The sequence below is a fragment of the Dyadobacter frigoris genome, assembly GCF_005280585.1.
GTDB lineage: Bacteria > Bacteroidota > Bacteroidia > Cytophagales > Spirosomataceae > Dyadobacter > Dyadobacter frigoris.
Genome location: NZ_SZVO01000007.1, coordinates 183,239 through 205,964 on the forward strand (window position 1 = coordinate 183,239; position 22,726 = coordinate 205,964).

Genomic DNA, 22,726 nt, shown 5'->3' on the forward strand with positions numbered 1-22,726 from the left:
GGCTAATTAAAACTTGAAATTATAAGTAACAGAAGGAATAAGACTTCCAATTACGGAATAGCGTACCGCTTGTGTTCTCAGCAGATTCTGAGCTTTTTCGCTGGCAGTTGGCTTATCTTCATTCTGGCGTGTATAAACCGAGAATGCATTCCTGCGGTTGTAGACATTGTAAATTGAGAAAACCCATTCCCCCTCACCAATTCCAAAAAGTTTTTTACGTGCTTTAAGTGTCGCCGCAAGATCCAGACGGTGGTAAGCCGGGATACGGTTATTATTTCTCGCATTATTATAGTTGTTACCCAGCGAATAACCGCCCCAAGAATATCCATTGGTTGGAAAAGTTGCAGGTGTTCCCGAAGCAATCGTGAAATTGGACGATAAGGTCAGCCTTTTATTCAGCTCAAAAATCGCTACTGACGTGAAGTTATGCGGTTTGTCAAAACGTGCGTTAAACCAGTTTCCGTTGTTCACACCATCAACTTGTCTTTCGGTTTTAGACAAAGTATAACTTACCCAACCTGTTAAGCGGCCTTTATTTTTTTTCAGATAAAATTCTGCACCGTAAGCTCTTCCTTTTCCTGTAAGCAAATCTCCCTCTACAAATTGATTCAATAACAAGTCTGAACCGACCACGTAGTCAAGCTGATTGTGCAGCTTTTTGTAATAAACCTCAACCGAAGCTTCGTACATATTATCCTTGAAATTCCGGAACCAGCCCAGCGCAACCTGGTCAGCAAGTTCTGGTTTGATATTGGAAGAACTCAGCGTCCAAACATCCAGAGGAGAACTTGCAGCAGTATTAGACAACAAATGCAGATACTGTGACATACGGTTGTAACTTATTTTCAAAGATGAAACCGAATTCAAACCGATATTCACAGCAAAACGTGGCTCGAAATTTCCGTATGTTTTGATAACATCTCCGCTTTGATATTCCTTTCCTGGCAAAATTGGCTGTTTTCTGATTCCTGCAGTTGTATCCCGGTAAGAATATTCAATTCCTGGACCTAAACTCCGGAAATAAGAATAACGGATACCGTATTGCAAGGAAATCTTGTCAGTCAATTTTTGTTCGTTGGCGATGTAAATAGCAGATTCATCGGCGTGACGGGAAGGAAGATCCAGATTCAGGCCTTCACCTTCGGAAACTGCCGTAGCTTTTCCCGGACTGGAATCATAATTGATATACTGGCCACCAAAAGTAAGCTGGTTTTTTGGCGTGATGTAATAGGTAAAATCAGGTTTTATACTTTTCGTTATAATCTTGGAATTCCAGACGAAGCGGTCTTTTGCATTTTTATCGTTTTCATTTTGGCCAAGATTATAATCGTAGTTGCTATAATAAGCGGTCATGTTCATAAACAGTTTGTTGGAGAAAATGTGGTTCCAACGTCCTGTTAATGTTTTATTTCCCCAGCCAAAACCAAAATCTCCGCCTCCGAAAATATCTTTTCCTAAATAACCCGAAGCAAAAAATGTATCCTTGTTTCCTAACCTGTAATTTACTTTGGCCGTTAAATCATAAAAGTTGAACTTGGAATCTTTCAAATCTTTATTCAAAAATGGTTTTGCCAAAATATCAATATAAGAGCGGCGGGCTGCCACGATAAAAGATCCTTTGCCTGCCGCAAATGGCTGCTCATAGGTAAGGCGTGAGAAAATGGAACCGATACCGCCATTGATTTCACGCTTTTTAGCATTTCCTTCCTTCATCCTTACATCCAGAATCGAAGAAATACGTCCGCCATATTGCGCAGGAATTCCTCCTTTGAAAAGTTTAACATCTTTTACTACATCCGGATTAAAAACCGAGAAGAAACCAAATAAGTGGGAAGAATTAAAAACCGGGGCTTCATCCAAAAGAACCAGATTTTGAGAAATATCACCTCCACGAACGTTAAACCCGGAAGCACCTTCGCCAACCGTAGTAACACCGGGCAATAACTGGATACTGCGTATCAGATCCACTTCTCCCAAAAGTGCCGGCATTTTTTTGATTGTCTTCATTTCCACTTTGTTGACAGACATTTCAATACTTCGCACATTCTCGTCATCTCTTTTTGTTGAAATCGTAACCTCTTTCAGATTTTCGCTTTCATCAGACATCTCAACGCTTATCGTTTGATCGGCATTCAATTCAATCGTCTTCGTAGTCTTTTGATATCCCATGTAGGAATAAACGACCGTATAAGAACCGGCCGGCAACGTCAGGGAATAAAAGCCGTACGGATTTGTTACTACGCCGGTCTGTGCTTCACGAACGTAAACGGAAACGCCGATTAAACCTTCCCCATTTGCAAGATCTTTAACGTACCCACTTACGGTATGTTTTGTTTGTGCAACGGCTGTTATGCTGAAAAAAGACAGCAATAGCCCAATCCACTTTTTTTGTATTTTACTTTTCATGCTAATTGATTGATGATTAATACGAAGACGGATTAAGACAACTTATTACTTTTAATAAATTGAACTTTTCCTATTTGCAGGACAACCAGTGAAAGACTTACCCCTATGATTACTTAAAAATAAAATTAAGCTTTTGTCTAGCTTTGATGTAAAACAAGTGATAATCAGATTACCATAATATAAAAAAATGATAAACAGCGGAAAATGGCGAATGAATGGGGGGAATTCTTTGTTAACTCTAAAAATCAGAATTAGTATTATTTGCAGAAATAATTACAACCGCTCCGGGATCGGAACATTCTGTTAATAATTGACTTGTAGTTTTTTGCAAAATAGGATGAACGAAATCAGAAGCGATTTCATTTAGAGGAACGAGCGTAAACCGTCGTTCGTGCAACCTTGGATGTGGTAAGGTAAGGCGCGCAGAATCCAGAATGAGATCCTGATAATAAAGCATATCAATATCAATCACACGAGCTCCCCATCTTTGATAGCGCACTCTTCCCAGCTCATGTTCGATTTCGAGAACAATGCGCAGGACTTCTTCCGGTACCAATCCGGTTGTAACAATAAGAATCTGATTCAAAAAAGCAGGCTGATCCAAAACGCCCCAGGGAGCGGTTTCATAAATGGAAGAAGCAGATTGAATTTTACCAATTCTCTCTTCTATCAGCGTTTCCGCCGATTTGAGAATTTGCAATCTGTCACCAAGATTGGAGCCTAACAGAAGAAAAACGTTTTGAACAGAAGCAATTTCGTCAATCATGTTTATGATAAATATTTACTGAATCTGTAATTTCTTTACCATCATAATTGCCGGAAATTTTCCAGTTCAAAAGCTTTACGAAAAAAAGGACTCCCTGAAAAAAGGAAGTCCTTTCTAATAAATTCGCAAATTTCTTAGAACGTAAGCGTTCCTTTATCGTATGCTTTTTGGATCGTAGCTTCAATACCGTTCTTGTTGATTGTACGAAGAGCAGAAGTAGCTACTTTCAACGTAACCCATTCTCCTGATGAAGGAAGGAAGAAACGTTTCTTTTGTAAATTCGGGAAGAATTTACGTTTTGTTTTATTGTTAGCGTGAGAAACATTATTTCCAACGCGTGTTCTTTTACCAGTAATTTGACAAACCTTAGCCATGACGATCAATTTTTCCAAATGAGGGTGCAAATATAGGTATTTATTATTTTGGTGCAAATAAAAATGAAAGATATTTGAAAAAGAATGCGTTAGAAAGTCATTCTAAATCCCACACCGTGAACGTTATCAATGCGGATTGCAGGGTCTGCGGACAGATATTTACGCAATCTTGAAATGAAAACATCCAGGCTTCTTCCCATAAAATAATCGTCGTCTCCCCAGATCGCTTTCAGCAATTCATCCCGGCGAATCACCTGATCGGGACGTTCCGATAGATATTTTAATACCTCAGCTTCCCGAAAAGTCAGGGTTTGCAAGCTATCATTTATGGCCAGAGTCAGCTTGGTAAAATCGAAATTATACTTTCCGACCGTGTTTGTTTTTGGTTGAACAGAGGTTGGTTTTCCGGAATTATTTCTGCGTAAAATAACTTCGATCCGCAGCATCAATTCCTGAATACTGAAAGGCTTTGTTACATAATCATCTGCGCCTAATTCAAAGCCTTTGATTTTGTCTTCCTGTAAAGCTCTTGCTGTCAAAAATAAAATCGGGACCTGTTTATCTGATTTCCGGATATTTTCAGCCAGGGTAAAACCGTCCATTTTCGGGAGCATCACATCCAGGACACAGATATCAAAATGTTCTTTTTCAATGATAACCAAAGCTTTTGCACCGTCGCTTGCGTGCACAACCTCGTAGTCATATGCTTCCAGATTATCTTTCGTTGCAAAGGCCAGATTCGGGTCGTCCTCGACGTATAAAATTTTCTTTTTCAAGTGTAACTGATTTAAGTTTTAGGTTGAAGCAAAAATTATTTCTGAGGAATGCTGATACTAAACGTACTTCCTTGTCCCAAAGCACTGTCAAGTTCGAGATGCCAGTGATGAGAACGGACAATTTGTTTGACATAACTCAGGCCAATTCCTGAACCTTTTACATTGTGAACATCCGCATTGGAAATCCGGAAAAACTTGTTGAAAATCTTTTTCTGATATTCTCTGGCAATGCCTAAACCCTTGTCTTCTACACAAATTACCAGACAATTTTTTTTATTGAAAGTCCTGATCACAACTTCCGGCAGGTTGGGAGAATATTTTATGGCGTTGTCGATCAGATTGGTGATCATGTTTCTGAAATGAAAAATATCGGCTTCAATAAAATGATTGGCCGCCTCATATTTCAGCTTTATTTTCCCTTCAAAAGGCAATAATAAAGAGTCAATAACCTGATTTACATCAATTTTCTCTTTCTTCAAATTGAGCGAATTTCGTTCCGCTTTCGCAATGGAAAGTACCATTTCTACCTGGCTTTGCAATCTTAAAATCTCCTCCTGAACAATATGAACATAACGTTTATGACGTTCCGGCTGGGTGACAATAATATCAGAATTTAAAACATCCGCGGCGATACGGATCGTAGAAATCGGTGTTTGCAGTTCATGTGTCATGTTATTGACAAAATTCCGCTGCACTTCTGACAAATGTTTTTGTCTTAAAATAATAAACAGCGCATAAGCGAAAAAACCTACGGCAAGCAAAACGAGCATAGACGACCATATCCATCCGTTCAGGTTCCCGACAATGTAGGCGGATTGCTCAGGAAATCTTACTCCAAAATAATAAGGATATTTATCCGTCCGCTCCCAGTTTGATGTTTTCGCAGAAGTTTTGTCATTTGTTTTTGTGCTTAAAGACATGCCATAACGCATCCGGTCCGTAGTACAATCATAAATCCCGACTTCAAAATCCGTTATCAGATTGTGTTTTTGGAAGCTATCCTTGATAAAATGTTCCAGCAGATCCGGTTGTGTTGTCGCATTGGTATTGACAAGAAAATATTCCGGTGAAAGTTGCTCCACCGGATTTGAAGTCTGCATAACGCCATTGACCGACGCAAGTTCCTGGGCAACATCCTGCAAAGCAACATGTGCATTTTGATTAAACTGACGATGCCGCAGATCGAGTGCCTGTTTTACCCAGTAAATCTGGGTAATCACAACACCGATTATCAGCAGCGCAGAAAATACAGTAAGCCAGCGAATGGAGCGTCTTGGCATTGATGAATTAATTTCTAAATAAGTTAATCGTATTCAAAGTGTATGCCTGTCAAAACCATAACAAAATTTTACTCACATATCTCTCTGCAAATGATATTCATAAAGCGTTTCCATCGGCGATTTTAAAATCTTACCCACTTGTAAACCTTTACTTTCCAAAACAGATTTCAGAATATCCCGGTAATAAAACGCTATGGAACCAGTAAAGTGGATCGGATACTTTTCGGCGTCCTGATGTTTAAGAATGTATTTTTCTGTAAAAAGAATAAACGCATCCTGAACCAGTTTGATGATAAAAGGATGCAGAATATTTTTTGAAATGAACTCTGAAAACGTGGCGAAATAACGGTTTGGGAACGGCTGACGATACACTTTTTCAAGTACAAATAATCGGTTTGTTCCCGGATAAGTTCCCTCAAATTGCTTGTGAAGATCCTGAGGCATTTCATTTTGAAGGAAATTTACCAGCAATGTTTTTCCAAGGTAAGATCCGCTGCCTTCATCGCCCAGCCAGAAACCAAGCGAGCCGATAGAATGTTTGATATTATTTCCATCATAAAAAGCATTGTTTGCACCAGTGCCCAAAATACAGGCGATCCCAGGCTTGTTTCCACATAATCCACGTGCCGCTGCCAGCATATCAGAAGCGACCTCAATAATTTCCGCAGATGGCACGGAATCTACCAGCGCATCATAAATCGGGCGACTGGTAACTTTATCAGCGCAGCCCGCTCCGTAAAAAAATATCTGGTCAATCGAAGATCCTATAAAGGGTAATACTTCTTTTTCTAAAATTTCGGTAACTTCTTCTTTGGTTTGATAAAAAGGGTTAAGTCCTCCCGAGTGAAAACGAAATGGTGTTTTCCCGGTTGTTGCTACCAGCCAATCCGTTTTTGTGGAACCGCTGTCTGCAATCAGATAAGTATATTGTTTCAAGTGCTGTTAATTAAATGGTTCTGTTAATTTTCCTATGACCTTAAACTTTTCAAAAACACGCTCCGTATGCGGCGCGTCTCCAAGTTCTTTGGTCAGATCCTGTCCTGCCCAATGTTCGTAATGGTGTCCGTTCCGCCAGAGCCGGGATGTTGTAACGTCATAAATAAGTCCCTGGTATGCACACCAAATCTCTTCTCTATCCTGTCCGTTTCGCAGTGCGAGCTGAGACTTTGTATATTCTTTCATGAACCCCTGGTTACTTAAAAAACGGTTTTATTTATTTCCGGGGCGGAATTTAAGACGATCATTTCAGAATATTTTGATATTAAGACTAAAAAATCTGAACTTGGCGTTTAATTAGAAAATTATCCGTGAAAGATAGAATGAAAAAAACGTATACTTTACTTTGCACTATTTTGCTGGCGATCACACTGGTAACAGCAGGCTGCGGTAAAAAATCGCCAAAAGCAGTTTCTGAACGTATTGCAAAATCGTGGGCTGCCGAATCAGTAAAAGAAGGAACCGTTGTAGTTTACACCCGAGGTGGGGCTGGCAACATCCGTGCAGAATACTCGAATTTCAAATTGGTATTAAATAGCGGAGGTGTTGCAACTTACACTGAATTTGACAAAAATATCTTCACTGGTACCTGGGCAGTGGACGGAGAAACGACTTTGATCCTTTCGGGACTTACGCCTCAGCCAAGCGGAAGCGGTGGTACGGTAAAATTCACGATAACTTCGCTTGACGACACAAAAGTTGTATTAACCCGTGTGGACGCAAGTCCAAAAACAGGAAATACAATTAACCAATATACACTTTCAACACAGTAATTTTTCAGTTTAAAATCTGGCTTGTTTAGATTGACTTATCAATAAACAACCTGTTACTGAACTTTTAATCTCAAAATTTTATTGATAAACGAAGCCATTTCCCGCAAGAGATGGCTTCGTTTATTTTTAGCTAACTTTGCAACATGGCAGAATCAAGAACAGAAATCAGCAATTTAGGCGAATTTGGTCTTATCAAAAGATTGAATCAAGGGCTAAAAAATAATTTACCCGACAGCATAACAGGCATAGGCGATGACGCCGCAGTAATAGATTTAGGTACAGAATTCGGATTGTTATCAACCGATATTCTTTTGGAAGGCGTTCATTTTGACCTTTCTTTTTTTCCTCTAAAACATTTAGGCTACAAGGCAATTGCGATTAACGTATCCGACATTGCCGCGATGAATGGGATTCCGCGCCAGGTAACCGTTGGTTTGGCTTTAAGCAATCGTTTTTCAGTTGAAGCCGTTGAAGAATTGTATGAGGGAATGAAAGCAGCGTGCAAGGATTTTAATGTGGATCTTGTGGGTGGCGATACTTCTTCGTCATTATCCGGATTATTTATTTCCGTAAGTGTGTTCGGACGCGTTGCGAAAGACAGAATTACATACCGGAATACGGCAAAAGCAAACGATCTTTTATGCGTTTCCGGAGATTTGGGTGGCGCTTATATTGGCTTACAGTTATTGGTAAGAGAAAAACAGGTTTTCCTGGCTGATCCAAATATGCAGCCGCAGCTTGATGGAAAAGAATATGTGATCCAAAGACAACTTCGTCCGGAAGCGCGTATGGACGTGGTTTTTGAACTTGCAGCAGCAGGCGTTATACCAACTTCGATGATCGATCTTTCTGACGGACTGGCTTCTGACTTATTGCATTTATGTTCTCAATCCGGTGTCGGCGCGTTAGTTTTTGAAGATAAATTACCAATTGATGAACAAACTTATGTTGGCGCCGTAGAATTAAATATCGGGCCGATAACAGCAGCTTTAAATGGTGGTGAAGATTATGAATTGCTTTTCACAGTGCCGCAAAGCGATTATGACAAAATCAAAAATAATCCAAAAATCAGCGTTATTGGTTATATGACGGATAAAAAGGATGAAGTTTTATTACATACAAAAGGCGACAACCGAGTTCCAATCACAGCACAAGGCTGGAATTAATTTGAACAGGCAAATCTAATTTTGCAAATTCGAATTAACCCAAAGGCTTTTTCCCAAGCCACCCGTCCGACGGCTTTTCCGCCGTCGGACGGGTAATAAAAACTTAGAAAAAAGCCACAACTAAGCACGAAAAAAAATTATCTTCCCCATTCCATAACCACTTTTTTAAATAAGTCCTGCAACGAAAGCGTCCGTTTCCCCGCTTTTCCATCTCCAACAAGATTATCCCCAATCTGTACAATAGGCATAACCCATTTCGTTGAACTTGTTGTAAAAGCTTCATCAGCCGTTTCCAGTTCAGAATATAATAGCGGACGAACTTCAATCTTAAAATGTGCTGCTGCTAGCTCTAAAACCACTTTCCTGGTAATTCCTCTAAGAATATTAGTATCAGAAGTAATCAGCGTATCACCTTTAAAAATGAAGAAATTACTTCTGGTCAATTCACTGATTTCCCCATCTTTATGAAAAAGTAGATCCGAAGCGCCTTGCTTTTTCATTTCATCTGCCATCAAAACCATATGCACATAATTCGTCGTTTTGATTTCCGGCAAATCACGCACATACTGATACGGCAAAACTTTCATTCCTTTTAATAAAGCGGCCGGATTATCTCGTGGCAATGCTTCTGTCCGAATTAAAAAGTTCGGCTGAACGACATTTACACTATCAGGCGCATAACCACCGGTCAATATAAAGCGAAAAGCAACTTCGGCCTCTCCGGATAATGCATGTAAGTCGGCTAGAATTTCTGCTACTTCTTCCTGATTTAAAGGGAGAGGCAGTTTTAATAATTTTGCTGAATTCTCAAAGCGCTGCCAGTAATCATCCCAGCGAAAAGGAACGCCGTTGTAAGTCCTGAAATAATCAAACATGCCATAACCACGCAAAATGGCCAGGTCATTCGATTTAAAAATGGTCGAATCTAAGGGAGAAATTTCTCCGTTGAAATAAAGATGAAAAGGCATTGTTAGAATTTATTTTAGCCACGAATGCACAGATATTCACGAATTTGCTAAAAGAATAATTAGTGTTAATTCACGGTCCGCCGCTGCGGTGTATTCGTGGCAAGAAAAACAATTAATAATCAAATATGGCAATTATATTTTTTAATTAATCCGCTAATACAAATAAATCCTCGCCTACTTGGGATTGCCACATTTTCTAATCGTTCAATACATTTAATCCAAATACAGAACCATTCATCCAACTAACCTTTGAGTTTCTCAACAGGATTTAGCTACTTTGCGTATTGCTCTTAAAAGGAGAAAATCAGGATCAAATAAATTTATTTCCCAATCAGGGAAGAAAGTGTAGTAATAAGCCACGAATGACAACGACAGAAAATTTGCTGCAAACCCTGCAAACTGAAATAGAACAAACTTCCTACGGAGAATCTCCTGCCGAACTTTATGAACCGATACGTTACATTATGGCCCTTGGCGGCAAACGTTTTCGTCCGCTTTTAACTTTACTGGCTGCATCGCTTTATACCGATGACTGGAAAAATGCTTTAAAACCTGCCATCGCGGTTGAAGTTTTCCACAATTTCACTTTGATGCATGACGATATTATGGATAAAGCGCCGCTTCGCCGGGGAAAACCTACCGTGCACGAAAAGTGGAACTCCAATACGGCAATCTTGTCGGGGGATGTAATGCTGATCAGAGCTTATGACTTTTTGATTGATATAAAAAAAGAAGATCTGAGAAATGTGCTGTTACGTTTTAACCAGACAGCAGCCGAAGTTTGTGAAGGACAACAACTCGATATGAATTTTGAAACCCGCTGGGATGTTACCGAAGACGAGTATTTAAACATGATACGCCTCAAAACGTCCGTCCTGTTGGGTTTTGCACTTGAATTAGGCGGAATCATCGGCGGAGCAGATTCAGAGGCGACAAAACTGCTATATGAGGCAGGCGAAAGTATGGGAATCGGTTTTCAATTGAAAGACGATTTGCTGGATGTTTACGGAGATCCGGAAAAGTTTGGAAAACTGGTGGGCGGGGATATTATTGCCAATAAGAAAACGTTCTTACTTATTGAAGCTTTAACAAAAGCAGAAGGAAAAACCGGACAAGAATTAAACGACTGGATTTCTGCTGAAACGTTTGACAAAGAAGAAAAAGTAGCTGCTGTGAGAGGAATATATGATACCTTGGGCATTCGCGCTTTAACAGAACAAAAAATCAGTGATTATTTTGCAAAAGGAATTGACTGTCTGGAAAGGTTATCTGTTGACCCTGAAAGGAAAAAGTCCTTACTTCAATTCGTTCATCAGCTCGTTGAACGGGAACAATAAAATGTTGATAACTGGTAAAACCTGCCACATTTTCAACTTTCATTTTTAATTTATTAATCAGAAATTATGTCAATAACCCTCATATTAATCGTAATAACCGCTGGTATCAGTTATTATGCACTTCAAAATTCGCTTGTTATGGACAAGCTGATCATGAATCCGTACAAGGTTAGCAAGCGCAATGAATATTACCGATTTATCACCTCAGGATTTATACATGCCGATTTCGGGCATTTAATCTTCAATATGCTTACGTTATGGTTTGTAGGCGAAGGAATAGAAAGACTTTTTAGTATGCTTTTTGGTACAAACGGAACAGCCTATTATTTGTTTTTATATCTCGTTGGGATTGTAGTTTCCGACATTCCAACATTTTTAAAACATCGTAATAATTCCAATTATAACTCGCTAGGTGCTTCGGGAGGCGTTTCTGCGGTGCTGTTTGCTGCAATCCTGATTAATCCGTTAATGGATATTTACCTGTATTTCTTCATCAAGCTGAAAGCGTTTGTATTCGGAATCTTATTTCTTGCTTACTCAATATATGAAGGACGCCGTGGCAGAAGTTATGTCAACCACAGCGCGCATATTTATGGTGCAGTATTCGGGATGGTATTTATGGCGATTGTTTATCCAACCGCCGTACCAAATTTCTTTCAGCAAATATTATCCTGGCGATTATTTTAATTCAGCCAGAACTGTAATACTGCCAACCGTTTTATCCTGAAGGTTAACTTTAATTTCTGCATCAAGCGGTAAGAAAATATCAACACGGGAGCCGAATTTGATAAAACCCATTTCGGTTCCCTGTTCAACTTTATCTCCTTCTTTCACATACCAGCGAATACGACGCGCTGCTGCTCCCGCAATCTGGCGAAATAAAACTTCAACACCAGAAGATGTTTCTGTAACAACCGTCGTACGTTCGTTTTCAGTACTTGATTTTGGATGCCATGCTACCAGATACAATCCCGGGTGATATCTGAAATATTTGATCACACCGCTAACCGGATTCCAGTTTACATGCACATTGATCGGTGACATGAAGATACTGATCTGGCGTCTTGGGCCTTTAAAATACTCGCTTTCTACCACTTCCTCAATCACAACTACTTTTCCATCACAAGGAGCAATAATCTGACTTTCGCTTTTTGATACTACTCGTGTTGGCACACGAAAGAATTGTACAATAAGAAAGAAAATAAATATACTGGCAATCAGCGTGATTCTCGGGATCCAATATCCTTCGGGAAGCAGCATATTTATGCCCACATTAATCAGAATCAATATAATGGCGGCAATCGCCATGATCGTGTAACCTTCTTTATGAAGTTTCATGAAAGGGGAATTTCGTTTACTCTTTGTCTTTAAAAATACAAATATCGTATAAATCTTGATTTTACACGTATCAAAAAGCCTTGCCGATCTAATTTAGAAAGGCAAGGCTTCTTATTTTTTAACTATATATTATTTTAGTTAAGCCTGATGATTGTCATTATTCGATAACAACACACTCACCGTTTTTAACTTCCTGTTCTACTTTTTTGTATTTCACATCACGTAAAACACGTCCGTCACGATACTGAACCGAAACTTTCTGGTTACGATCTGCGATTTTATCCACTTTTATTGGCTGAGCCTTTGTAGTTGATTCCATCTGACGGGCGTACTCGTTAGGTCCATCCAGATCAGCATCAAAATCTTCATCACGGTTTGTCTGAAGTACAGGCGATGGTGTCGGGCGTCTTACCGTTTGCTGAACAACCGGAGCCGGAGCAGCGTCTTCCTGTGGAATATCCGCCTTCATAAGGAACGAAACCATGTCAAAGTTTACTTTGCTGAGGAAACGTTTGAAAAGCTCAACCGATTCAAATTTATAGATCAACAATGGATCTTTTTGTTCGAATACAGCATTTTGAACCGATTGTTTCAAATCATCCATTTCACGAAGATGCTCTTTCCATTCCTGATCAATCAGCGAAAGAACGATCGCTTTTTCCATTTCGTGAGTAATCTCATGTCCACCGTTTGCAAGGGCTTTTTTAAGATTTACAACGATACCAGTCTGACGAATTCCATCACTGAAAGGAATCATGATTTCAGTTATAGTAGCACCGCGTTCTGAGTGAATTGATTGCAGAATTGGCAATGCTTTTTCTGAAATTTCGTGGTTTTTATCCTGATAATGTTTTTCAGCAGCTTCGTAAAGACGCTGCGTTTTTTCCTGAGGTTTCAGGGAAACATTGTCATTTTCACTAAAAGGAAGTTCAATTCCCAACGTAGTGATCGTCGCAAGATCAAGTTCTGTATAAGTTCCTGCGTTTGAAACCACTTCTTCACAAACATCATAAAGTGTGTTAGCAATATCAACCGCCAGACGATCACCAAACAACGCATTACGACGACGCGTATAAATCGCATCCCGCTGGTAGTTCATTACGTCATCATATTCCAGAAGACGTTTACGCATACCAAAGTTATTTTCCTCTACTTTTTTCTGAGCGCGTTCGATTGACTTGGTAATCATGCTGCTCTGGATCACTTCGCCTTCTTCCAAACCCATTTTATCCATAACCTTCGCCATACGGTCTGAACCGAAAAGACGCATCAGGTTATCTTCCAAAGAAACAAAGAATTGAGAAGAACCGGTATCACCCTGACGACCCGCACGACCACGAAGCTGTCTGTCTACACGGCGACTCTCATGACGTTCTGTACCAACAATCGCCAAACCTCCAGCTGCTTTCGCTTCCGGAGTAAGTTTAATATCCGTACCACGACCAGCCATGTTGGTTGCAATCGTTACAGTACCCGGTTTACCCGCTTCTGCAACAACTTCCGCTTCTTTCTGGTGTTGTTTCGCGTTCAATACCTGATGTGGTATTTTACGAAGTGTTAGCATCCGGCTGATAATTTCAGAGTTTTCTACCGAAGTAGTACCAACCAAAACAGGACGACCTGCTTCAACAAGCTCTACAATTTCATCCGTAAGTGCATTGTATTTCTCACGAACCGAACGGTAAACTTTATCCTCGTGATCTTTACGAACCGCAGTTACATTGGTAGGAATTGAAACTACGTCCAGTTTATAGATTTCCCAGAATTCACCCGCTTCCGTTTCAGCCGTACCGGTCATACCAGCAAGCTTGTGGTACATACGGAAATAGTTCTGAAGTGTTACCGTCGCATAAGTCTGTGTCGCATCTTCAACGCGTACATTTTCTTTTGCTTCAATCGCCTGGTGAAGACCGTCTGAATAACGACGACCGTCCATAATACGACCGGTTTGTTCGTCAACAATCTTAACTTTCTGGTCCATGATCACGTATTCCACGTCTTTTTCAAAAAGTGTATACGCTTTCAAAAGTTGGTTGACTGTATGAATACGGGCCGTTTTTATAGAATAATCACGAATTAACGCTTCCTTCTGAATAACACGTTCCTGCTCATTTAAAGACTGATCTTTTTCGATCATGTCCAGATCAACAGCGATATCCGGAAGGATAAAGAAGTTTGTTTGCTCCGATTCACCGGTAAGGAAGTCAATTCCTTTTTCAGTCAATTCAATGCTGTTATGTCTTTCGTCAATGGTAAAATAAAGAGGAGCATCAGCCTGAGGCATCAGTTTCTGGTTTTCTGCCAAATAAATTGACTCAGATTCCTGCATCAATTGCTTGATACCAGACTCACTTAAATATTTAATTAACGGTTTATATTTTGGCATACCACGGTGAGCACGGAAAAGCGCAAGAGAACCTTCCTTTTTGTCACCCGCAGCAATTTTTTTCTTGGCTTCATTCAGCAAATCCATCGCCAGTTTCTTCTGCGCTTCAACAATTCTTGAAACACGAGGCTTTAACTCAAGATATTCCTGTTCATCACCACGAGGTACCGGCCCACTGATAATCAATGGCGTACGGGCATCATCGATCAAAACTGAATCGACCTCATCCACCATTGCATAGTGATGTTTACGCTGAACAAGCTCTTCAGTCGTGCGTGACATATTGTCACGTAGATAATCAAAACCAAACTCGTTATTCGTTCCGTACGTAAGGTGCGCTTTGTATGCGTTACGGCGTTCCGTAGTATTTGGCTGGTGGCGATCGATACAATCTACGCTCATGCCGTGGAATTCAAAAAGAGGCGCATTCCATTCCGCATCACGTTTTGCCAGGTAATCATTCACCGTCACAATGTGAACGCCTAAGCCAGCAAGTGCATTAAGAAACGCAGGCAAGGTAGCAACAAGCGTTTTTCCTTCCCCGGTTGCCATCTCAGAAATTTTTCCCTGATGAAGTACCAAACCACCGATCAGCTGCACATCATAATGAAGCATGTTCCATTTGATTGGCTGGCCAATTACATCCCAGGTACTATTCCAAACGGCTTTGTCACCATTAATTGTTACGTTTTTCTTCTTTGTTGCAACCTCACGGTCGAAGTAGGAAGCAGTCACTTCCAGACTTTCGTAATCCTTAAAACGGCGTGCTGTATCTTTAACAATCGCAAAAGCCTTTGGAAGGATATCCAATAAAACTACTTCCAGTTGTTTATTGCGATCCAGCTCAAGTGCATCAATTTTCTTAAAAATCGCTTCTTTATTATCAACATTTGGCTCAGCAGCAGCCTGCTCGCGCAAGGTTGCAATCTGATCGTCAATTGATTTTAATTCAGAAGCAATATGTGCTTTCAGGCCTTCTGATTGCGCTCTAAGTTCATCGTTGGATAAGGAAGCCAGTTTCGCGTATTCTGCGTTTACCAAATCGACATAAGGAGTCAGTTCTTTTAAGTCCCGCTCAGATTTCGTGCCGAATAGCTTCGAAAATATTTTAAACATGATGGTATAGGTATTGTGAATCGTTCAATTTTCTTAAAAAATATCAAGCCTGAATAGACCAAAATGCCAGATTGTCAGCTATTCAAATCATTTTTCAACTACAAATGTAATTTATTGCGCATAGTAATCAGCAACATGTTAGATAATCCTAAGGGTATTTTAATGTTTATTTAGAATTCCTGTAACGCTTTCATTCTTAATTCGCGGCACAATTCCTGCATTTTACGCTGTCTATTAAACGAAACAATTCCCATCTATCAGACACAATCTCTCTGATTTTTAACAAAAAATAAAAGGCGAAGCATTTTCGCAGCTAACTCTTCTGTATTCCTCATCAAAAACAACCACTTTTCACTTCCCTAAACCATTCATATAGATTAATAACAACTACTATGTATCACCCAGTACCTTTGAATCAACAATAACAAATAAAACGAACATAGCCATGAACAATAATAGATTATTCCGCGACGTAAATAATAAAGTAATAAGTGGTGTAGCAGCTGGTATCGCCAATTATTTACAAATAGATGTAGTGATTGTAAGAGTACTTTTTGTGATGAGTTTCTTTATTCCTTCACATTTTCCAGTATTCATTTTTTACATCGTATTGTGGATCGCAATGCCTAAAAAAGCTAAAACTATCGAACACTTTGAAAATCCGGTAGCGCACTAAGGACTTCATCAATTGAACTGTATTTAAAACCGCCGGGATAAAACTATTCCGGCGGTTTTTTGTTTTACATATAATTCTTAATTTTACGATAGTATGCCTGCATACTAATTTTCTTTTGTACAAAATCTCACTGAAAATTCAGTTGATAAACTAACCGATAAATCTATGGACGCATATATTGTTGCCGGCTATCGCACCGCGGTTGGAAAGGCTACCCGTGGTGGTTTTCGTTTTACCCGGCCAGACAATCTTGGTGCTGATGTCATTAAATATATTTTAGAAAAAATACCTCAGCTTGATCCTGAACGTGTTGATGATGTCATTGTTGGCAATGCAGTTCCCGAAGCGGAACAAGGCATGCAAATGGGAAGATATGTAGCCTTGCTGGCGCTTCCCAAAAGCGTTTCAGGTATTACAATTAACCGTTATTGCGGATCCGGTGTGGAAGCGATTGCGATGGCTTCTGCAAAAATTCATGCAGGAATGGCCGATTGCATTATTGCAGGTGGAACAGAATCCATGTCACTGGTACCTACTATGGGCTGGAAAACTGCGCTGAATTTCGAAATCGCCCAAAACCATCCGGATTATTATCTGAGTATGGGATTAACGGCTGAACAGGTTTCGAAAGATTTCAATATCAGTCGTGAAAAACAGGATGAATTTTCATTTCAATCGCACCAGAAAGCATTGCGTGCACAACAGGAAGGGTGGTTTGATACTGGAATTGTACCGATAAAAGTACAGGAAACTTATTTTGATCCGATTTCCGGTAAGAAAAAAATAAAGGAAACTGTTGTTGATAAAGATGAAGGCCCACGTGCCGATACAACCATTGAAGCTTTGAATAAATTAAAGCCTGTATTCGCAGCTGGCGGTTCGGTAACGGCAGGAAATTCTTCCCAGACTTCTGATGGAGCCGCTTTTGTGGTAGTAATGTCTGAAAAAATGGTGAATGAACTGGGTTTAAAACCAATTGCCCGGATGCTTTCCTACGCAACAGCAGGAGTTGATCCTAGAATTATGGGAATCGGGCCGGTGGCTGCCATACCAAAAGCATTGAAACAAGCCGGATTGCAACTGGCAGATATTCAGCAAATAGAATTGAATGAAGCCTTTGCGGCACAGTCTTTGGCAGTAATTCAGGAACTTGGAATTAATCCTGAAATTGTAAATCCAAATGGAGGTGCAATTGCGCTGGGTCACGCATTGGGCTCTACCGGAGCGCGTCTTTCTGTTCAGCTTTTTAATGAAATGGAACGCAGAAACCAGAAGTACGGCATGGTAACGGCCTGTGTTGGCGGCGGACAAGGCGTAGCAGGTATTTATGAAAGATTAAATTAATACCGTTTAATAAATAAATCAGGCATTCTTTTTTCATCATGGAAAACAATAAGTTTTTCATGATGAAAATTTTTATTTGAAACCAAATACGAAAACAAAATAGCTAACATTAAGTATTACTGATACTAATTGCTTCATTGTTAATTTATTCTGACATTTTTTCGACACTATTTTACAAAATCCGGAAATCGTCTTTTATTAATTTTGAATAAAAGTTAAGATTATTTAGACATTTACAAGTTGTAAAATAATCATGGAGCAATACTTCGGACAATCACAAAATATCAAGGGGTATCGGTTATCATTAATCTTTGTGCTTATTTTACACACACCGGATCAAATTCAGCACCCCTAATGACCAGTAATTACTTTCCTGAAAAGGAATTAATAAAGACTTCCGAGAAGATTGACATCATTCAGGTGCTTCGCGGTATTGCGGTCATTATGGTGATTATTTTCCATTTCAAAGACATTATAAAACCAGACGGCTATCTAAAAAAAGAGCTTGACTTTCTGTTCAATTCAGGCGCTGCCGGTGTTGATCTTTTTTTTGTAATAAGCGGGTTCATTATGGTTTTCGTTACCCGAAAATCGAAGGGCGGAATAGTATCTGCAAAAAATTTCCTGTTAAAAAGAATTCTCCGTATCTGGCCGCTTTATGTCATAGCAACACTGGCTTATGCAGTCATTGTTGCTCCGGTTCTGGCTAATATATCACTGGATATCGTTTGGCAAATCACACGTAGTATTTTCTTCATTCCATTAAGTTATCTCGAACCTCCTTTTTTTGGGTATGCTTATCTTGGTGTAGGATGGAGCCTGAATTACGAGATGTATTTTTATGTACTGATCGCAATTTCTTTGTTATCAGGAAAATACCGGTGGTTTGTTTTTGCTGCGCTTATTCTTTTAACACTAGTGATTATACCAATTTCCTACGGAAATTTCACATTCCGGCCTTTGGAAACACAGAATTACGGATCATTATTTATTAATTTGATTACCAACCCGATCATTTGGGAATTTGTTTACGGAGCAATAATCGGCCTGTTTTATATCACGCCTCCTTTATCCCGTATCTTTCATACCATTTTCCAATCAGGGACAGTTCTGGCCACGGTGATTGTAGTGGTCGTATGGCAATATTTATCCGGATTTTACGGTGGTCACGGCCCTTTGTATTGGGGCTTTTATATGGGAATTCTTTTTATGGCTCTGGTTTTCTACAATCGCGGAAAATCAATTAAATATCCACATCACCTTATTTATCTGGGAGATATTTCCTTCTCTGTTTATTTATTGCATGTACCAGTTGCAGTATTTATTACTTATATTTTTGAGCTCGTTTCCCTTCCCGCATTTTCTACGGGAACTTCGGCATTTTTTCTTACGCTTTCTCTCACGCTTATTGTGTCCCACATTTCTTACCAGTTAGTGGAAAAGAAATTACATTCTTTTTTCACGGCAAAACTTAAAATTTAGACTGCCGGATCAACCTTATCTCAGTTTATTTTTTTGTCAGAGATAACCGCATATCTTTCTGAAATTATCTGCCGGTTATCCTTTTTCCAAAACCGTTTTACAAACAGAGCATAATGTTGCGAGATATAAGATTCCGGATAACTTAGTAAATGCCCGATTTCTGGCTCGTAATTGAGCTCAAATGGCATTTTAAAAGTCACAAGCTGATCAGTAGTAGTTTTGGCACCAGAAATTACGGGATAGGATGAACAAAAAAACAATGAGCCACTTTCGTAAGGCAAAACATTGTCGCCTGTTCTTTGGAAAAAAATAGTCGGTTTTGCCGTACTGACCGAAAAGCTGCTGCCTTTTAACAAACCATACCCAAGAGAAGTCAGCAGCGCTCTTAATTTAAATCTTTTGGCAGTCTGATGCGGGTCGAGTGAACCTAATAACTTTACAATTCCCGGGTCCAAGACTTCAAAATCAGCTTCTTTTGTATAGGCAAGGGATGAAATCGTAATATTACCGGCACTACTGCCTGCAAGGAATATCTGGGACACATCGATTCCCAAGGTCTCGGCATTGCTGGTAAAATAAAACAAAGCCGCATAGGTATCCTGAACTGCCCGGTAAATTGTTCTGATAAGTTCCTGTTTATTGCCTCCGCAAACATTGGTTTGACTTCCTCCGTTAAATCCCAACCGGTAATTTATTGAAGCAGTTGCATATCCCTTTTGTGCAAATGATTTTGCTTTCCCCATCTCATTATCAAGCGTGCCATACACAAAAGCCCCTTCGTGAACAAAAAGAACAAATGGCCGCTTTTTCAAGGTATCAGCGGCAGGAGCCAGAAATGAGAAGTTAAGATCAACCGCTTTACCTGTATAGTCTTTGGCTTTATTATAGATTCCCGTTTTGCTTTCCAGAGCCGCTTCCTGGAAAATATCCACATCCCCAAACCTGAGAGAATTCCCTAAAATACTGTCTGTTTTATTAATTTTTGCAAATGCCGTTGTATCCGGAAAAGGAAAAGCTATGGTATCCATCGGATTTGTTGAACCTCCGTCAGGATCTGTTGTACCTCCATCGGGATCAGGCTGGCTCGTTGAGGCGCAGGAGAAAAAAACAGAAGTAGTTATTACAATGATTAATAAACGGATACAAATGTTGTAAGGCATTAAGAATATGCGTTGAGCCGGTAAATTGGCAATTTAAACGAAGAAGTCTATAAGTAAAAGTACTAATGAAAGACAAGATTGTTCCATTATGATGAAAGGAAAACATATTAAATTTCAGACTCAGTAACCGTTAGATAACAAAAGTGCTATTTTTATTGTCTCTTTGCCAGATTTGCTTGTGTTCCAGATAGAATCTTTATTTTTGCCATATTAACTATACGCCGCTTATTCATGGATGTGTCCATTATTATTATCAATTACCGTACTCCGCAACTCATTATTAATTGTTTAAAATCCATATATCAACATACATCCGGCGTTACTTTTGAAATAATTGTAGTTGACAACGATCCCGAAAATGGGGGAAAAAATGTTGTGCTGGCACAATATCCTGAAATTAACTGGATTGATATGGAATACAATTCGGGATTTGGAAGAGCAAATAATGAGGGCATGAAAGCTTCAAAAGGCCGGTATTTCCTAATCCTAAATGCCGATACACTGGTAACGGATAATGTAATAGGCCGCTGTCTGGATAAAATGGAGCACCAAAAGGACATATCAGCAGCCGGCGCTTTGCAACAATATGCGGACGGCAGTCCAATGCCATTTTATAAAAGCTTTAATGAATTTCATAAAACGTTCTTCATCTTACCTCCAAGCAGAATCATTGACCGTATTTTAAATAAGCTATACCCCGAACCCGAATATAAAAATGACGGTCAGTGCGACTGGCTTGTAGGTGCCTTTATTTTTGTGAGACGGGAGGCAGCTGAACTTTCAGGAAGATTTGATGAAGATTTTTTTATGTATGGTGAAGATGTGGAATGGTCGGGCAGGTTAGGAAAACAAGGTAGATTATGCTATTTCAACGATTGCACTTTCATACACCTGGAAAACGATAATCCATTCCGTAGAACCAGCATTTCCTGGATCAACAGATTCAGTACTCAAATGCAGGTTTCCAACATGCTTTGGCTCCGAAAACAATATGGCACTGGCGCATATCTGTTGATGATTCTGCATTATGTGTCCATGATACCGGTACTTTTCCTGTGGAAAATGCTTTTAAATATTAAACAGAAAAAAAATCCTTTCGGGCATTTAAAGACACAGATTATTTTTACCCGTAAAACCATGGTTTTACTTCATTATTTCTGGCCGACTCTTTTTGCCAAAAAGTACTTATATAAAATAAAACCTTCCGAAAATATAGATTTACTCACCATATCATGAATGTTAGCCAACGAAAAAAAATACTCTTTTTCACCCCGTACGCCACACGTACCGGTTCTGAAATGCTTATTTATTACATCCTTAAATATTTAGACCGAAGTAAATTTGAGGCAGGGCTGGTTTGTTTTGCAAAAGGAGAATTAATTAATGATTTGCCCTCAGACATTCCGGTTTTTATCGCTCCCGGAAGCTTTTCTTTTTCCCAGAAAATTGCTTTTCACATGGGTTTTCATCCCGTTCACAGGGCGATAAAGAAAATATCAAAGGATTTTCATGCCGATCTCTGGTACGTAAACACAGTCATGCTGACCGACGTTATCAAGATTGCAAAAGAATTACACATCCCGGTAATTTCTCATATCCATGAGCTTTCTGCCATGTATTCGCAGGTAAGCAGCCCTGATTTTGAAACAGTAATAAAGGATTCCGATCTGCTTGTTGGCTGTTCAGATATTGTTTGTAAATGTCTTAAAGAATCCGGAGGTAAAAGTGTTAAGCGGCTATATCCTTTTGTTGATCTGGATGAAATTGCGCCGGATAAAGAAAAAGTCCGTAAAATAAGACAGGACTGGGGTGCGGGGCCCAATGATTTTGTCTGGATAATGTCGGGTACTTCCTCTGAGCGGAAAGGATTCGATTTGCTGCCGGATATTGCACTACAAATTCCCGAAAATGCCAGGGTACATCTGGTTTGGGTAGGTAGTTTGAGCAAAGACGGTTTAGTATATTGGACTAAAAAACGCTGTGAGCAACTAAAAAACGTCAAAGTCCATTTGACTGGTCCTCAAAAAGAAGATTACTATTCTTACATGGAAGCTGCGGACGGATTTATGCTCACGTCCCGGCAGGAACCTTTCGGTATGGTTTTAGTTGAAGCTGCCTGGTTAGGAAAACCGATTGTTTCTTTCGCAAGCGGCGGTCCAACCGAATTTATTACGCCCGGACTTGGTACCATTGTGCCAAATCTGGACATTCCGTTATTTGCAGAAAGTATTTTGCAATGGAATAACAAAATATCGAGCTTTGACAAAGATTTCTCCCGTCAGAAAGCACTTGCTTACAGTGTTGAAAAAGGAGTGTCTCAGTGGCAGAATATAATTGAAGACTTCACGGCAGATAAGAATATTTAAGTTGGTAAATCTGAGA

At 39.6% G+C, this 22,726-nt stretch carries 20 protein-coding genes; 9 read left to right on the forward strand and 11 right to left on the reverse strand.

All coding sequences use genetic code 11. The features are described from left to right. Window positions 1-6 precede the first annotated feature (6 nt). From FDK13_RS16195 to FDK13_RS16225, 7 genes are all read right to left on the reverse strand, one after another. Window positions 7-2,406, reverse strand: coding sequence for a TonB-dependent receptor (locus tag FDK13_RS16195; RefSeq protein WP_137341050.1), 2,400 nt, complete (start codon window positions 2,404-2,406; stop codon window positions 7-9). A 238-nt stretch (window positions 2,407-2,644) separates the two neighbouring features. Continuing rightward, window positions 2,645-3,172, reverse strand: coding sequence for a 2-amino-4-hydroxy-6-hydroxymethyldihydropteridine diphosphokinase (folK, locus tag FDK13_RS16200; protein WP_170982816.1), 528 nt, complete (start codon window positions 3,170-3,172; stop codon window positions 2,645-2,647). 134 nt (window positions 3,173-3,306) lie between these two features. Further along, window positions 3,307-3,546: a 50S ribosomal protein L28 gene (rpmB, locus tag FDK13_RS16205; RefSeq protein WP_031528537.1), complete on the reverse strand. Its 240-nt coding sequence runs from the start codon at window positions 3,544-3,546 to the stop codon at window positions 3,307-3,309. Between the two features lie 89 nt (window positions 3,547-3,635). Beyond that, complete coding sequence (locus tag FDK13_RS16210; protein ID WP_137341051.1) at window positions 3,636-4,322, reverse strand: response regulator transcription factor; 687 nt, start codon at window positions 4,320-4,322, stop codon at window positions 3,636-3,638. 35 nt (window positions 4,323-4,357) lie between these two features. Next, window positions 4,358-5,602, reverse strand: a complete 1,245-nt coding sequence (locus FDK13_RS16215) for a sensor histidine kinase (RefSeq protein WP_137341052.1) — start codon at window positions 5,600-5,602, stop codon at window positions 4,358-4,360. A 72-nt stretch (window positions 5,603-5,674) separates the two neighbouring features. After that, window positions 5,675-6,538, reverse strand: coding sequence for an N-acetylglucosamine kinase (locus FDK13_RS16220; RefSeq protein ID WP_137341053.1), 864 nt, complete (start codon window positions 6,536-6,538; stop codon window positions 5,675-5,677). Window positions 6,539-6,544: 6 nt separating this feature from the next. Next, a complete protein-coding gene (locus FDK13_RS16225) occupies window positions 6,545-6,784 on the reverse strand; it encodes a cytochrome b5 domain-containing protein (RefSeq protein WP_137341054.1) in 240 nt (79 codons plus the stop codon). 137 nt (window positions 6,785-6,921) lie between these two features. On the opposite strand from FDK13_RS16225, the gene FDK13_RS16230 reads away from it, so the two are divergent. After that, the gene (locus FDK13_RS16230) at window positions 6,922-7,371 is read left to right on the forward strand and encodes a hypothetical protein (RefSeq protein WP_229216060.1); all 450 of its coding nucleotides are present in this window, start codon (window positions 6,922-6,924) and stop codon (window positions 7,369-7,371) included. Between the two features lie 143 nt (window positions 7,372-7,514). Then, window positions 7,515-8,537: a thiamine-phosphate kinase gene (gene thiL / locus FDK13_RS16235; RefSeq protein ID WP_137341055.1), complete on the forward strand. Its 1,023-nt coding sequence runs from the start codon at window positions 7,515-7,517 to the stop codon at window positions 8,535-8,537. Between the two features lie 137 nt (window positions 8,538-8,674). On the opposite strand, the gene FDK13_RS16240 is transcribed toward thiL, so the two are convergent. Continuing rightward, window positions 8,675-9,505, reverse strand: a complete 831-nt coding sequence (locus FDK13_RS16240; protein ID WP_137341056.1) for an aminotransferase class IV — start codon at window positions 9,503-9,505, stop codon at window positions 8,675-8,677. 362 nt (window positions 9,506-9,867) lie between these two features. Here FDK13_RS16240 and FDK13_RS16245 point away from each other — a divergent pair, with 362 nt between their 5' ends. Further along, window positions 9,868-10,842 carry a polyprenyl synthetase family protein gene (locus FDK13_RS16245; RefSeq protein ID WP_137341057.1) on the forward strand — a complete coding sequence of 325 codons (975 nt, stop codon included), beginning with the start codon at window positions 9,868-9,870 and terminating at the stop codon, window positions 10,840-10,842. Between the two features lie 66 nt (window positions 10,843-10,908). Continuing rightward, window positions 10,909-11,529, forward strand: coding sequence for a rhomboid family intramembrane serine protease (locus FDK13_RS16250; protein ID WP_137341058.1), 621 nt, complete (start codon window positions 10,909-10,911; stop codon window positions 11,527-11,529). On the opposite strand, the gene FDK13_RS16255 is transcribed toward FDK13_RS16250, so the two are convergent. Both FDK13_RS16255 and secA read right to left on the reverse strand, forming a co-directional pair. Next, window positions 11,521-12,180 carry a phosphatidylserine decarboxylase family protein gene (locus tag FDK13_RS16255; RefSeq protein ID WP_137341059.1) on the reverse strand — a complete coding sequence of 220 codons (660 nt, stop codon included), beginning with the start codon at window positions 12,178-12,180 and terminating at the stop codon, window positions 11,521-11,523. The genes FDK13_RS16250 and FDK13_RS16255 overlap by 9 nt on opposite strands. Window positions 12,181-12,337: 157 nt before the next feature. Then, a complete protein-coding gene (gene secA / locus FDK13_RS16260; RefSeq protein ID WP_137341060.1) occupies window positions 12,338-15,682 on the reverse strand; it encodes a preprotein translocase subunit SecA in 3,345 nt (1,114 codons plus the stop codon). 445 nt (window positions 15,683-16,127) lie between these two features. Between secA and FDK13_RS16265 the strand changes: the two genes are divergently transcribed. From FDK13_RS16265 to FDK13_RS16275, 3 genes are all read left to right on the forward strand, one after another. Beyond that, window positions 16,128-16,358 carry a PspC domain-containing protein gene (locus FDK13_RS16265; RefSeq protein WP_137341061.1) on the forward strand — a complete coding sequence of 77 codons (231 nt, stop codon included), beginning with the start codon at window positions 16,128-16,130 and terminating at the stop codon, window positions 16,356-16,358. Between the two features lie 165 nt (window positions 16,359-16,523). After that, window positions 16,524-17,702, forward strand: a complete 1,179-nt coding sequence (locus FDK13_RS16270) for an acetyl-CoA C-acyltransferase (RefSeq protein WP_137341062.1) — start codon at window positions 16,524-16,526, stop codon at window positions 17,700-17,702. A gap of 354 nt (window positions 17,703-18,056) precedes the next feature. Beyond that, complete coding sequence (locus tag FDK13_RS16275) at window positions 18,057-19,184, forward strand: acyltransferase family protein (protein ID WP_137341063.1); 1,128 nt, start codon at window positions 18,057-18,059, stop codon at window positions 19,182-19,184. A 20-nt stretch (window positions 19,185-19,204) separates the two neighbouring features. Here FDK13_RS16275 and FDK13_RS16280 read toward each other — a convergent pair whose 3' ends face one another. Then, window positions 19,205-20,344, reverse strand: coding sequence for an alpha/beta hydrolase (locus tag FDK13_RS16280; RefSeq protein WP_137341064.1), 1,140 nt, complete (start codon window positions 20,342-20,344; stop codon window positions 19,205-19,207). Between the two features lie 231 nt (window positions 20,345-20,575). Between FDK13_RS16280 and FDK13_RS16285 the strand changes: the two genes are divergently transcribed. Both FDK13_RS16285 and FDK13_RS16290 read left to right on the forward strand, forming a co-directional pair. Beyond that, window positions 20,576-21,580: a glycosyltransferase family 2 protein gene (locus FDK13_RS16285; RefSeq protein ID WP_137341065.1), complete on the forward strand. Its 1,005-nt coding sequence runs from the start codon at window positions 20,576-20,578 to the stop codon at window positions 21,578-21,580. Continuing rightward, a complete protein-coding gene (locus tag FDK13_RS16290) occupies window positions 21,577-22,710 on the forward strand; it encodes a glycosyltransferase (protein ID WP_137341066.1) in 1,134 nt (377 codons plus the stop codon). The genes FDK13_RS16285 and FDK13_RS16290 overlap by 4 nt, the downstream gene beginning before the upstream one ends. Window positions 22,711-22,726 lie beyond the last annotated feature (16 nt).

Coding starts and splice junctions, on each gene's coding strand:
- FDK13_RS16195 (WP_137341050.1), bottom strand. CDS start 2,406: ATGAAAAGTAAAATACAAAAAAAGTGGATTGGGCTATTGCTGTCTTTT.
- FDK13_RS16215 (WP_137341052.1), bottom strand. CDS start 5,602: ATGCCAAGACGCTCCATTCGCTGGCTTACTGTATTTTCTGCGCTGCTG.
- FDK13_RS16270 (WP_137341062.1), top strand. CDS start 16,524: ATGGACGCATATATTGTTGCCGGCTATCGCACCGCGGTTGGAAAGGCT.
- FDK13_RS16290 (WP_137341066.1), top strand. CDS start 21,577: ATGAATGTTAGCCAACGAAAAAAAATACTCTTTTTCACCCCGTACGCC.
- FDK13_RS16275 (WP_137341063.1), top strand. CDS start 18,057: ATGACCAGTAATTACTTTCCTGAAAAGGAATTAATAAAGACTTCCGAG.
- FDK13_RS16250 (WP_137341058.1), top strand. CDS start 10,909: ATGTCAATAACCCTCATATTAATCGTAATAACCGCTGGTATCAGTTAT.
- FDK13_RS16245 (WP_137341057.1), top strand. CDS start 9,868: ATGACAACGACAGAAAATTTGCTGCAAACCCTGCAAACTGAAATAGAA.
- secA (WP_137341060.1), bottom strand. CDS start 15,682: ATGTTTAAAATATTTTCGAAGCTATTCGGCACGAAATCTGAGCGGGAC.
- thiL (WP_137341055.1), top strand. CDS start 7,515: ATGGCAGAATCAAGAACAGAAATCAGCAATTTAGGCGAATTTGGTCTT.
- FDK13_RS16255 (WP_137341059.1), bottom strand. CDS start 12,180: ATGAAACTTCATAAAGAAGGTTACACGATCATGGCGATTGCCGCCATT.
- FDK13_RS16230 (WP_229216060.1), top strand. CDS start 6,922: ATGAAAAAAACGTATACTTTACTTTGCACTATTTTGCTGGCGATCACA.
- FDK13_RS16240 (WP_137341056.1), bottom strand. CDS start 9,505: ATGCCTTTTCATCTTTATTTCAACGGAGAAATTTCTCCCTTAGATTCG.
- rpmB (WP_031528537.1), bottom strand. CDS start 3,546: ATGGCTAAGGTTTGTCAAATTACTGGTAAAAGAACACGCGTTGGAAAT.
- FDK13_RS16285 (WP_137341065.1), top strand. CDS start 20,576: ATGGATGTGTCCATTATTATTATCAATTACCGTACTCCGCAACTCATT.
- FDK13_RS16265 (WP_137341061.1), top strand. CDS start 16,128: ATGAACAATAATAGATTATTCCGCGACGTAAATAATAAAGTAATAAGT.
- folK (WP_170982816.1), bottom strand. CDS start 3,172: ATGATTGACGAAATTGCTTCTGTTCAAAACGTTTTTCTTCTGTTAGGC.
- FDK13_RS16225 (WP_137341054.1), bottom strand. CDS start 6,784: ATGAAAGAATATACAAAGTCTCAGCTCGCACTGCGAAACGGACAGGAT.
- FDK13_RS16280 (WP_137341064.1), bottom strand. CDS start 20,344: ATGCCTTACAACATTTGTATCCGTTTATTAATCATTGTAATAACTACT.